The following is a 12339-nucleotide window of genomic DNA, read 5'->3' on the forward strand; positions in this document are numbered from 1 at the left end:
TGAGCATGGGCGAATCCTTTCGCGTTTGGGATGAAGTTGGGTTTTGTTTCTAGCCCCGGGCTTCGCCCGGGGGTTGCATCACGTGTGGGTTAGTTGATCGGTATGGGAAGTCACCCCCGGGCGGAGCCCGGGGCTAGGATTACTCAGCGGCCGGTTCGTCTTCGAACGACCAGCGGGGCGTTTCGCTCCACTGCCATTCTTCTTCGCCGAACGGGGCGGGCGGGTCGAGGTCGGCGACTGCCGACTGGGCGAGCCACGCGACGGCGCCGCGATTGTCGAACATGTCCACCGCTTCGCCGCGGTCGGCGGCTTCGGCCCGTTCCATGCGAACTTCGCTCTGGAGACGGCGGACCAATCCGGCGATGTACGGGTCGGCCCAAGGTACAAGCGTGCTCGGCTTCCGAATGTAACGGCTCGAATCAATTTGCGGTTCTTCCGCGACGCGGACGATCGTGCAAACAACTCGGCGTGATTTGTTAGAGGCGACCATGACGATTTCCTTTTCGATTTTTCGCGGCGGCATCCATCGCGGCCGCGTTGATGAGATTGCTATTGACTGAGAGAGACCGGATAAGATTCGAACGGCATCTCTTAATGCACTCCGCGTGCCAATGGCGTTGAACGATGTGCTCGCAGCGCCGGCGGCGAGGCCAAGTGGCTTAGCGTCAATGACTTGCGATGCGTTGGATGGCGCGGCGTTCGCCGCCGCCGCGATTGCTTTGGAAACGCTTGGAAGAAGTTTCTTCAACGGCGGTTGCAAGTGGCCGGAAGAGACGCGGATTGCGTAAGATTTGGCGACCTGCGAGCGGGCGTCGCGCTGCGAAGAGGCGTCGTCGAACTATTTAGAAAAGAGCGAAGAATCGAGAGCTTTTCGCTAAAGTTCTCGCCTGCTGTGCGTTCCGTTTCTAGCCCCGCGCTCCGCCCGGGGGTGGCCTCACGCGCGGCGAAGTCGACCGGAGTGGAGAGCGGCCCCCGGGCGGAGCCCGGGGCTAGGGGGACGGCTTAGTCCTTCTTCTGCTCGCTCAGAAACTCCACCGCTCGTTGTAGTGCGGCGTCGCGGTAGTCGGCGGGGATTTTGCCGTCTTGCTCGGTTAGTTCGTCGAGCAGCACGCTGTCGGCGCTGTCGCCGATCAGGTCGCGGCGACCACGATAGTTGCTCCAGAGGTCATACTCCTCCGGCGTTAGCGGCACGACGAAGCCGTCGTCGGGCGTGATGCCCCACTCGGCCGAGTCGTCGTCCCCTTCCATGCGATGGATGTTCTTCTCGCTGGGGCGCCAGTAGGTCGCCGAAGTGAGTTTTAGCAAGCTACGGCCCGATTCGATCGGCATTAACCGCTGCACCGTTCCTTTGCCGTAGGAGCGTTCGCCGATGATTTTCGCGCGATCGTAATCTTGCAGGCAGGCGGCGACGATTTCGCTGGCGCTCGCGCTGTTGCGGTCGACGAGCATGACGAGCGGCACGTCGGCGTAACCGCCGGTGCCGGTGGAGAGGTAGCGATCGCGGACGCGACCGTCGCGGTCGCGGGTCGAGACGATGGTGCGTCCCGCGCGGAGGAAGAGATCGCTGATTTCAACGGCCGCGTCGAGCGAGCCGCCGGCGTCGTCGCGGACGTCGACGATCAGGCCGGCCAATTCGTCTTCTTCCGTGAGGTCGGCCAGAATCGTGGCGAGTTCTTCGGCGGTCTTATCGCCAAACTTACGGATCCGCACGTAGCCGATGCGTGGATTCTCGCTAATGAGGTAGTTCCAGCGACCGTCGGGGCCGCGGACGTCGCCGATGACCGACTCTACCATAATCACCGCGCGATTGACGGTGACGTCGTGGGGCTCCGCGGCGCCGGGCCGTTGGACCTGCAGGGTGACTGGTTCGTCGACGGGGCCGCGAACCATCTGCGTGATTTGTGGCAACTCGACCCTGTCGGTCGAATGGCCGTCGACGGCAGTGATGCGATCGCCCAAACGAATGTCGGCGTCGGCCGCCGGCGTGCCTGGTTGCGGCAGACCAATCACTGTCGGCACGGGGGGCTTGCCGAGCATTCGCAGGACGATGCCGACGCCGCCGAACTCTTGGTCGAACTCTTCGGTGAACGCCGCCTGTTGATGAGCGTCGACGAATTCCGAATGCTGATCGCCGTGGCGATGGAGCACGGCGATCATGCCGTGCATGGCGCCATTGAAGAGTTCCTGGTCAGGCGCCTTCTCGAGCGCCCATTCGTCGATAACGGAGAACCCGGCGGCGACGTAGCGGGCGTAGGGGTTCTGCTCGGCGCGAACGTAGCATGCGTACGAGATGAGCAGCGTTGCCAGCAGCAGCATTAGATTGCGGTAGGACATGTGGCTGCGGCGATGGTGCTAGTTGTGCGAAGGGAATGGATTGCCGGCATCGTCGACGGCTGAGGGCCGTTGGTGAATGGCGACGCTTCCGCTGGTTCGTCCGCCGGCGGAGCCGGTGGCTTTCACGGACGGCGCGAGGCGGCCGTTGCCTCAGTGTAGCAATCACCCGGGCCGCTTTCGCGGGAGGGCGCGGAAACGTAGGTCTGGCGGGCGGCGTCGCCGCGGCCGGATCATTCGCCGCCGACGTGGCGGAGCCGTTGCAGTTTCGCCTGGAGCGTGGCGTGGGGGCCGTCGGCGGCTGCGGTTTCGTTGCCGGTCGGCACTCCACTGCGGCCGCGGTGGGCCGGGGCGGGAACGCCGGCGGCCGCGACGTCGGTGCGGCTGGGGCGGATTTCGCCGTCTCCCTCGCCTGGCAAGACGATGCGAACCGGAGCCACCTCGACGGCGGCGTCTTCCGGAGCGGCGTCGGCGCCCATCATGCCGGTCAGCGGGCTCGCCATGATGGCCGGCATTACGACGAGCGACGCGAACAGCGACGCCAGTTCGAGGCCGAGCGCGGCAATGCCGAGTTCGTGCAGCGAAGTGACCGGGCTCAATGCCAAGACGGTGAGACCGATGCCAACAGCGAGGGCGCCGTCGACGGTGGCCGGGGCGCAGCGAGCGTAAGCCATGCGAGCGGCTTCCTGGCGGAACAGGCCGGCTTCGATCCCGCGACGGTACCAGGCAACGTAATGGACGGCACTGTCGAACGCCGTGCCAAGACCAAGGCCCGCCACGAGCACAATGCCGAGATCGAACTTCACGCCGGCCCAGCCCATGACGCCGAGCGTCAGCGCAAGCGGCAATGTTACGGCCGCGACCGTCGCGAGGCCGACCACCGGGTGCCACACGACGCACATCATCGCGGCGATCAGGCCGGGAATGATCCAGTACGAGGCATTGTCGAGCGTCGCGACGAGTTCTTCGGTGATCGTGGCGGCAATGATCGGCGTGCCGGTCATTTCGAACAGAATCGGACCAGGACCGCCCGATTGAACGGCGAGCTGCGTCGCCGATTCTTCGATGGCGGGAAGCTTCGAGACGTCGACGGCGTTGACGCCCGCCTGGGCGAGTTGTTCCATCGCGACGGCGACTCGGCCGGCCACGGCCAAGTCGGCTGGTTGTGAGGCGAGTATGACGGCGTGAGCGTACTTCAACGTTTCGCTGGCGCGACCGACGGCGTCGGCGTTGATCTCATCCCCCCGCTCCAGTTGAGCGAGGTTGAAGTACTTCACGGCGCCGCCCTGTACGCCGCTGCGAGCCATCAGCGAGCTGAACAGCGCTTCGGGCGAGTTCGCCGCGGGGGCGTCGGAATCGGCGCCGCCGTGGTAGAGGACGCAAACGTCGGCCCGCTGGAGCTGGCCGCCGCGCTCATGAAGTTCGCGAACGAGCCAATCGCGTTGTTCGTAGCTGAGCACGATCGGCGCGACGGCGCTGCGAAGTCGTGCGCGCGAGGAGAGGTAATCGAGTTCTACGCCCGGCGTGGCGGCCATCAGCCGGCCGCTGATCCGCCAGAGTTGCACGCCGGTTTGTTCGCTGCTGCCGGCTCGTCGCTCGGCTTGGAGCAATTCAAGATTGTTGCAGTCTTGGCGAACGATGCTCGCGATTTCTTCGTCGTCGATTTGACCGCCGGCGGCTGGTTGCAATGTCGCGGCCGAGAGCGTCCCGCTGATTTCGGGGAGCGTGCGGACGCGCTGTTCGACTTCATCGACGAGGCTAAGCTGCTCGGCGAGCGTCATGCGGTATTGCTGTCCGTCGGCTTCGGCTGACTCGTCGGGGCGGCGGTTCCGCAGGTCGGGGATCTTCAACACGACTTCCATCGGCACGGCATGGCCGATGCGGGCGCCGAACCAATCGTAGTCGCTCGCCAGCGTTGAGCGATCGGCCAGGGCGACCGGCAACTGCGTCGCCGGGGCGAGACCGCGAACGCCGGCCAAGGCGAGCAGGAACACCAACAGACCGAAGCCCGCCATCATGCCGCGACCCGAGATGGCGGTCTCGAAGATCGCGGCGAGTCGCGGCGATAGCGAGCCATCGCGGCGCGGGCCGGCAATTGCCTGGATTTGCCGTTCGTCGGTCGGGAAGCGATGAAGCCACACGGGGATGATCGACAGCACCGCGCCGACGCTGGCGAGGGCGCCCATGCCGGCAAACAACCCGAAGCGGCGGAGCGGCAACAGTTCGCTGTAGCAGAACGCGCCCATCACCGCCGCGAACAGCAGTGCTACGATCGCCCAGGCGGGCCAACCATCGGAAACCGCGCGTTCAGCGGCGCCTGCGACGCCTTGCGACAAACGAGCGTCGCGGTAGTAGTAGACCATTCGCAGGCTAGCCAGCAGCGTTAACGCATACGTTAGCAGCGGCGTCGCCAGGACGAGCGAGTCGGCCACGCCGAGCAGCGGCAGCGACCGGTCGAGAGCAAGGACCTCCAGCACGCCCGAGTAGTAGACGATGGCGAGCGTTGCGGCGCCGCTGGCGATCGCTGGGATCGAGACGAGCGCGGCGAGTTGGAAACTTCGCAGCCGCCAGAGGCAAATCGTTGAACCGAGCAGCACGGCGAGTCCGCCCCAACGGAGCATCGCCCAGGTGCTTTCTTGGCCGACGCGGAGCGAATCAATCGCGGGGCCGGCGACCCGTAGGCTGGCGGGATCGACGCCGCTCTCGGCGGCGGCGCGGCGAATCTGTTCGAGCACGGCCGCGACTTGGGCGTCGTCTGCGGCGGCGATCGGCGTCAGGTAGGCAGCGAGGCAAGTCAGCCGCGAGGCTTGTCCCAACGAGGCGCCGCGCTCGTCGCGTTGCGTTGGGCCGACGAATGTTCCTTCCAAGCGGGCGACGGCGCCTTCTTCGGCCCAACCGTAGGGAGCCGACGTGAGTCGTTCAATCCATTGCGGTCCGGTTTCGATCCGCGCGATGCCCGGCGCGCCTTGGAGCGTGCGTGCGAGCGTCGCCAGCTTCCCTGGTTTGCCGAGGGTGCAATCGTCCCAACTTACCTGGATGAATTGCTGGTCGGCGAACTGGTCTCGGAATTCGCGATCGAGCTTGGCGACGCCATGCGAGGCGGCGAGCCACGACTGGGCTTGGTTCGAGGTGCGCTGGGCGGCCTTCCACGCTCCCAGCGGCGCCATCGCCAGCATGAAAACGGTCGCCATCGCGACCAGTAGATAGTTCGGCGGCCCGAGGGTCGTACGCGCCAGAAATGAAGGTTGCTTCGTCGGCATGGAAAGCCAATCGCGAGGGTCTATGCAAGTCGCCCCGTTCTTCGTGAAGGAGGCTTGAAGGCGCGCGTTTGGCCGCTGGCGTTCGCTCGCGAACTAACAGCCCTGCGCGCTCGCAATGCAAGCAACCACGGTACCGTGAATGGGCCGTAGAGTCTACGCCGACTGGGGGCTTCGGCGGGGAAGCTGGGGCGTTAAAACGCCGCTAAAATGCCGAGACTGCCGATGCGTCACAGACGGCCGAAGGGGAGCCCGTGAGTCACGCGAATGTAGTTCTTAGCCCCGGGCTCCACCCGGGGGTCGCGTTGCACGCGGCAACGTTTACCGGGATGGGAACTCACCCCCGGGCGGAGCCCGGGTAGGGGTAAGCGTAAATGAAACGAGCCGCGGAACTTGGTTCCGCGGCTCGTGTGATTGCTAGCACTTCGGCGTGACTAAAGGCGTTCGGTTACCAGTACGATTCGACGCCGAGCGAGCCGCCCATGTAGACGCTGTCGCCGCCCGAGGCGATCGCCGAGTAGCCGCCCGGGATGAAGTTGACTTGGAACGGCGCCAGCGCGATCGATTCGATGTACAGGATGTCCATGCCGGCCCGCAGCGAGATGTTCGGGCGAAGGTGCCATTTGGCCAACAGTCCGGCTTCGCCGACGAAGGAGAGATTGTCTTCCGTGCTGTCGGTTTCGCCGCTGTTAAGGATTGTCGTCTGGCCGACCTGGAAGGACGAGTTCAGGTGCATCCGGTTCCAGTAGCCGCCGCCCTTCGCGGTGGCGGTGATGCTCCAGCGGGCCGTTTCGTAGCCGAACGAGCCGCCGATTTGCGTGCCGAGCATCCGATTTTCGGTGTCGACGGTGTAAAAGCCGTTTTCACTCAGCGTCGAGCTGATCGGAATCTCTGTGGCGTTCCAGTTGAGGTCTTCGCTGACGTCGACGTACCGCAGGCCAGCCAAGTACGCATAGGTTTTCGTCGGATTAGCGGCCCGCACCCAGGTGCCGTTCGGTTGCAACTGCAACTGATCTCGCGACATGCGCGTCCGCACGGTGTAGTTGAGCTCGCCGCTGTTCATCTGGCTGCTGTAGGAGTAGTCCATGTTCCGGGCGCCGTCGAACGATTCGTTCACCCGGTCGATGAAATTCGAAACTTGCAAGCCGGCCGTCGTGGCTGCGTCGAGACTGACGGCCTGCTGCCAGTTGCCGCCGCCGAGCCAGCTCGCTTCGAGCAAGTGATCGCGGTTGCGAGCGTCGCGGAATAGGAAGCGGCCGAGCTTAATGCGGCCGACGCCGTCCATGCCCGGCTTCTCGCCGCCGATGTTCAGCACGTTTTGAACGATGTACTGGCCGATCGGGTTCGTCGTAACGATCCGTTCTTCGTTCGCCAGAACGAGGCCTTTGCGTTCCCAGCCGCGGTTGAACGCGACGTAGTCGACTTCGGTGAACCAGAAGCCGCGTTGCAGCCAGGTGCCGGAGCTTTCGAAGTAGGGCGAGCACTGCTCGAGCAGTTGCATCGGTTCGCCAAGGATCGAACCATCGAAGGTTTGCGATTCCTCGCCGACGGCGATCGGTTCGAGTTCATCGGCGACCGATTGGCCGGAGTAGCTCGGATCTTCGGTGAGATCGATGGCGGGCGGCAGATCGGCGGCGTCGCCGGTTAGCGGTCCAGACAAGACCTCTTGCGCGGTCGCTCCTCGGCTCGCGAGCGCGAGCGTCAGACCCAACAGAAGAGGATGGATGATTTTCACCGGACGGTCTCCTCGCCAAACGGTCCCCCAGCGACGCGCGATTCGCGCCGCCGTTTGCACAACTGTTTAATCGTCCGCCATCCCCCATCAGCACAGGAATAACCGCTAGAATCGCCAAAAACGTTTCGACCGGAACAATTGGCAGGGTCGCAGATAAAGCACAGCGTCGGGCTACTTTGCGCAGATTAACAATACTGCTGGCGCCGTGCGTCGCCGCCCTGCTGCCGCGGCGCCGGGCTGTTTTTGGCTCGCCGTGGGAATTCGCTATGATGGCGGCGTCCCGCCCCCCGGATCTCAGGTCCCCCGCTATGCCCTCCCCCATCGAATCGATCATCGCCGCCGGCACCAAGATTTGGCTCGACTCGGTCGACCCCGATCTCGTTCGCGCCAACCGCGCGCTTGGCGCCTCGGGGGCGACCTCGAACCCGATCATTATCAGCGACCTGGTGAAGACAGGGAAATTCGACGATCAACTCGCCAAGCTGTTGAAAGACGGGCTGCCGGTATCCGACGCCGCGTGGACGTTGACGGACCAAGTCGTGGCCGCCGCGCAAGAGGTCTTCCGCCCGGTGTGGGATGACACCAAGGGGGATGACGGCTATGTGAGCTTCGAGCTCGACCCGCTGCTCGAAGACGCTGAGTGCAAGCTATCGATCGAAGAGCGGAGTGCGCGGTACATCGAACTCGGCACGAAGTGGTCGAAAGATCGTCCCAATCGGATGATCAAAGTCCCCGCGACGCCCGCGGGGCTGGGGGCGCTCGAGGAACTCTGTGCCCGCGGCATCTCGCTCAACGTGACGCTTGTCTTTTCGATGCGGCAATATGAAGCCGCTCGCGATGCCGTGTGGCGCGGCGCCCAGCGGCGGAAGTCGCTCGACGCCTTCAAGAGCGTTTACAGCATCTTTATCTCACGGCTCGACGTGTACACCGAGAAGTACGTGCCGAGTTTGTCGGAAGCTTCTCAAGGGCAAGTCGGCATCGTCAACGCGAAACAGATCTGGCGAGCGAACCAAGAATTCTGGGCCAGCAAGGGGACGCCGCTGAAGCAGGAAATCGTCTTCGCCAGCACTGGCACGAAGCGAGCGAGCGATCCGCCGTGGAAGTATGTCGAAGCGCTCGTCGGCAGCGACATTCAAACCAACCCGCCCGCGACGAACGACGCCGTGCAGTCGAGCGGCAAAGCGTTCCGCCGGACGATTGACGAACTGCCGCCGCCGGAAGTCTTAGGCGAAATCGCGGCGAAGGTCGACGCCGTCCATCTGGAGCAGACGCTGATGGAAGAAGGACTGCGGAAGTTCGCCGATCCGCAAAAGGGGCTGCTCGCACTCTTAGAGACCAAGCTGGGTTCGCTTGGCTGAGAGCCGATTACAGGGCAACCGCCGGTGAACGCAGATAGACGCAGATGAATATTCGATTTGCGTTCATCAGCGTTTGTCGGCGGTTTCTCGTTCTTCCGGCGGGTCGTCCCCTTCCCGCCGTTTTGCTACCATAAACGGCCTGTCGGCTCGCGTTCGACGCTGGCCCGGCTCGTCTCTCACCACCACGCAGAAAGTTACGCCGTCATGGCCATCGATCCATATTCTCTCTGCCCGTGCGGCAGCGGTAAGAAGTTGAAGTTTTGCTGCTCGGACTTGGCCGCCGACATCGAGAAGATCACGAAGCTGGTCGCCGGCGAGCAACCGCATGCGGCGCTGAAGCATGTCGAGTCGTTGCTTGCGAAGCAGCCTGACCGCGCATCGCTGCTCGATATTCGCGCGATGATCGAGCTGTCGCTCAACGATCTCGACGCGGCCGAGAAGACGCTGAAGCACTTTCTGGCCGTCGAACCGGAAAACCCGTCGGCTCACGCTCAATGGGCGCTGCTAGCCGCTTCGCGCAACGAAGTCGTCGACGCCGTCTCGCGGCTGCAGGACGCCCTGGAGCTGACGAACAATGACATGCCGCAGCGGGTGTTTGAAGCGATCGGCGGCGTCGGCCATGCGTTGCTGCTCGACGGCGACATGATTGCCGCTCGCGCGCACCTGCTGCTCTATGCCGGCGTCGCTCCGGAAGGAGACAACCGCGCGCTCGAGCTGCTGCTTCGGCTCAATCTTCAAGGCGGCCTGCCGCTGCTGCTGCGCGACAACCTCATGCTGATGGAATGCCCGCCGCAGTTCGCGACGGCGACCAAGAACATTTTCGAGGAGGGACTTCGCCTAGCCCGTCGCGGCCAATGGCGCAGGGCCGAGGCCCAGTTCGCCAACATCGTCAACGAAGCGAATCCCGATCCGGCTGTTACCTATAACCTGGCGCTGATGCGAGGTTGGCTCGGCAATGAGGCGGGCTTCGCTGATGGATTGCATCACTTCGCGCGCCTGAGCGTACCGCTCGACGAAGCGGTCGAAGCTGAGGCGCTAGCGCAACTCGTCGATCCGAATTTCGAAGAGCCGATCCTGGCGTCGGTGCGGATCACCTACCCAATTCTCAACGAGGACGTCGTAGCGGAACGCTTGGCTAGCGACAAACGGATCGAGCGTTACGAACTCGATCCCGAATCGCTCGAAGAGGACGAAGTCACTCGGCCGCGCAGCACCCATATTCTGCTCGACCGCCCGATTCCCAAGACGGGCGTCGATCTGAAGCTCGATGAGGCTCCCAACGTCCTGGCGTTCATCAGCGTCTACGGCAAGCGAACCGATCGCGACGCGCGCGTCGAAGTGACGACTGATCGCGGCGATGGCTTCGCCAACGTGGAGAAGCTGATTGGTGAAGTTCTTGGGGACGCCATCGGCCCGCACGGTGACGAAGAAGTGGTTGCCGAGAAGTCGGCTTCGGAAGAAGCCCTTAGCTGGCGGTGGCGGCTGCCGAACGACACGCCGCCGGCCCTGCGGCGGAAGTTGTTGGCCGAACGTCGTCGGAAGGCGATCGTTGAAGACTGGGTTGCGGCCCCCCGCGCTGGGCTCGATGGGCTATCGCCGCGCGACGCCGCGAGTCGCGCTGACCTGAAGATTCAGTTGCTCGCCAGCATCTTGATCGTCGAACAAGCGGCCGTCGATCCCGAGGAGCAGGCGATGTTCCAGGAGCTGCGCGATACGCTTGGCGTGCCGCGGGCCGAAGCGGTCGATCCGTCGGCAGTCAATTGGGAACGCATCCCCATCACGCGCCTGCCGCGGCTTGATCTGGCGAAGGTGCCGGAAGATCGTTTGATGCAGTTGTTCAATCGCGCCTCGATGTCGGGCGCCGCCGTCGCGTCGCTCGCGTTGGCGCATGAACTCGTGAGCCGCGACACGCCAGGCGTTGATCTCGCGCCGGTCTATCGTCAGTTGATTCGCTCGGAACCAGATCCCGATCGCGCGCTGCAGTGGACCGCCAAGGCGAAAGAGTGGGCTGCGAAGGCCGGCAAGTCCGCGGGCGAGTGGGCGTTGCTTGAACTCGAAGTGCAGATCGAACGGGGCGACCCCATGGGCGTGCAGGAGACGCTCAACGATCTGCGGGCGAACCACCTCAGCGAACCGGGCATCGCGGAAGCGACCTATCGGCTGCTGTACACCGCCGGCTTGCTAACGCCGCGCGGATTGCCGACCGGCGCCGGCGGCGGAATGCCAGCGGCTCCCGCCGCGCCGGCCAACCGCTTGTGGACGCCGGACCAAGGCGCCCCGGCCGCAGCCCCCGCAGCGGGCGGCGGCGGTAAGTCGGCCATTTGGACGCCGTAGAGGTTCCGTGCTAACCGCAAAGTCAATGAGGCACGAAGACGTCTCGAAGGAACTATCGCCGATTAGTAGTTGGAGCGTGAAGTATTTATCTCCCGCTGCTGTTCTTTGTGAACTCCTTCGCGTCTTTGAGCCTTCGTGGTGAGAATTCAACCGCCGATGAACGACGAATCACGATACATGCAGCGGGCGATTGAGCTCGCGTATCGCGGCGAGGGATTCGTTGAGCCAAATCCGATGGTTGGTTGCGTGCTTGTTCGCAACGATGCAGTCGTCGGCGAAGGGTGGCATCAGCGGTTTGGCGGGCCGCATGCCGAGATCGAAGCGCTCCGCATGGCGGGCGACGCAGCGCGTGGGGCGACGGCGTACGTAACGCTCGAGCCGTGCGCTCATACCGGCAAGACGCCGCCGTGCACCGAGGCCCTCATCGCCGCTGGCGTGACGCGCGTCGTCATCGGGCATCGCGATCCGAATCCGGTCGTCGACGGTCGCGGCATCGAGCGCCTTCGCGCGGAAGGTATCGACGTCGAGTTACTGGAGGGCATCGCGGAGGCGCGCGAGCTGCTGGCGCCGTTCGCAAAGTTGATGACCGTCACTCGGCCGTGGGTGATTGCCAAGTGGGCGATGACGCTCGACGGCAAGATCGCCGCCCATACGGGCGACAGCCAGTGGATCAGCGGCGAAGCGTCGCGGGCGATCGTTCATCAGTTGCGCGGTCGCGTCGATGCGATCGTCGTCGGCCGCGGCACGGCGGAGCAAGACGATCCGCTGCTCACCCCCCGCCCTGCTGGGCCGCGCATCCCGACTCGAATTGTGCTCGACTCGCAGGCGGTGCTTTCTCTTGAAAGCCAACTGGTGCGGACTGCGGTCGACGCTCCGCTGTTGGTCGCCGCTGCGGCGAACGCTCCTGACAGCCGTTGCCACGCGCTGCGCGAGGCGGGCGCGGAAGTTTGGCAAGCGCCGGCTGCTGCGATCGCCCCCGGCGAGCGGTGGCTCGCGCTGCTCGACGAACTCGGCCGGCGGCGGATGACCAACATTCTGGTCGAAGGGGGCGGCCACGTCCTCGGCGCGGTGCTCGACGCCGATGCGATCGACGAGGTCCATGCCTTCATCGCCCCGCGACTCATTGGCGGCGCTGGGCCGAGCCCCGTTCGCGGTGCGGGCCGCGCGCTAATGGCCGATGCACTTCGCTTGGCGTCGCCGCGGATCGAGACGATCGGCGAGGATGTGTATGTGAGAGGCCGCATTTGTCGCGAGTAACTCGATGTCGGCGTACGTTCATGCCGCCGGCCCCCAAGTCCTGCGAGGTCTAAATTGTGTGGCTCCC

The 12339-nt window shown here is 64.4% G+C and carries 7 protein-coding genes; 3 read left to right on the plus strand and 4 right to left on the minus strand.

Going from position 1 to position 12339, the window contains the following annotated elements:
• Window positions 1-139: 139 nt before the first annotated feature.
• From ACQY7R_RS25425 to ACQY7R_RS25440, 4 genes are all read right to left on the minus strand, one after another.
• The gene (locus ACQY7R_RS25425; RefSeq protein ID WP_428308351.1) at window positions 140-490 is read right to left on the minus strand and encodes a hypothetical protein; all 351 of its coding nucleotides are present in this window, start codon (window positions 488-490) and stop codon (window positions 140-142) included.
• Between the two features lie 512 nt (window positions 491-1002).
• Window positions 1003-2334 carry a S41 family peptidase gene (locus tag ACQY7R_RS25430; protein ID WP_428308352.1) on the minus strand — a complete coding sequence of 444 codons (1332 nt, stop codon included), beginning with the start codon at window positions 2332-2334 and terminating at the stop codon, window positions 1003-1005.
• A 230-nt stretch (window positions 2335-2564) separates the two neighbouring features.
• Window positions 2565-5591 (minus strand): MMPL family transporter, encoded by a 3027-nt coding sequence (locus ACQY7R_RS25435; protein ID WP_428308353.1) that lies wholly within the window; start codon window positions 5589-5591, stop codon window positions 2565-2567.
• A gap of 445 nt (window positions 5592-6036) precedes the next feature.
• Window positions 6037-7323, minus strand: coding sequence for a BBP7 family outer membrane beta-barrel protein (locus ACQY7R_RS25440; RefSeq protein WP_428308354.1), 1287 nt, complete (start codon window positions 7321-7323; stop codon window positions 6037-6039).
• 308 nt (window positions 7324-7631) lie between these two features.
• Here ACQY7R_RS25440 and ACQY7R_RS25445 point away from each other — a divergent pair, with 308 nt between their 5' ends.
• The 3 genes from ACQY7R_RS25445 (at window position 7632) to ribD (ending at window position 12272) form a co-directional block, all read left to right on the plus strand.
• Window positions 7632-8681: a transaldolase family protein gene (locus ACQY7R_RS25445; RefSeq protein WP_428308355.1), complete on the plus strand. Its 1050-nt coding sequence runs from the start codon at window positions 7632-7634 to the stop codon at window positions 8679-8681.
• Between the two features lie 204 nt (window positions 8682-8885).
• The gene (locus tag ACQY7R_RS25450; protein ID WP_428308356.1) at window positions 8886-11015 is read left to right on the plus strand and encodes a hypothetical protein; all 2130 of its coding nucleotides are present in this window, start codon (window positions 8886-8888) and stop codon (window positions 11013-11015) included.
• 138 nt (window positions 11016-11153) lie between these two features.
• On the plus strand, window positions 11154-12272 hold the full coding sequence (gene ribD, locus ACQY7R_RS25455; RefSeq protein ID WP_428308357.1) for a bifunctional diaminohydroxyphosphoribosylaminopyrimidine deaminase/5-amino-6-(5-phosphoribosylamino)uracil reductase RibD: 1119 nt from the start codon (window positions 11154-11156) through the stop codon (window positions 12270-12272).
• Window positions 12273-12339: the final 67 nt, after the last annotated feature.

It is taken from the genome of Lacipirellula sp. (genome assembly GCF_965279485.1).
Classification (GTDB): Bacteria; Planctomycetota; Planctomycetia; order Pirellulales; family Lacipirellulaceae; genus Lacipirellula.

Bases quoted from the DNA above. Each gene is read 5' to 3' on its own strand.
- ACQY7R_RS25435 (WP_428308353.1), bottom strand. From the start codon at position 5,591: ATGCCGACGAAGCAACCTTCATTTCTGGCGCGTACGACCCTCGGGCCG.
- ACQY7R_RS25445 (WP_428308355.1), top strand. From the start codon at position 7,632: ATGCCCTCCCCCATCGAATCGATCATCGCCGCCGGCACCAAGATTTGG.
- ACQY7R_RS25430 (WP_428308352.1), bottom strand. From the start codon at position 2,334: ATGTCCTACCGCAATCTAATGCTGCTGCTGGCAACGCTGCTCATCTCG.
- ACQY7R_RS25425 (WP_428308351.1), bottom strand. From the start codon at position 490: ATGGTCGCCTCTAACAAATCACGCCGAGTTGTTTGCACGATCGTCCGC.
- ACQY7R_RS25450 (WP_428308356.1), top strand. From the start codon at position 8,886: ATGGCCATCGATCCATATTCTCTCTGCCCGTGCGGCAGCGGTAAGAAG.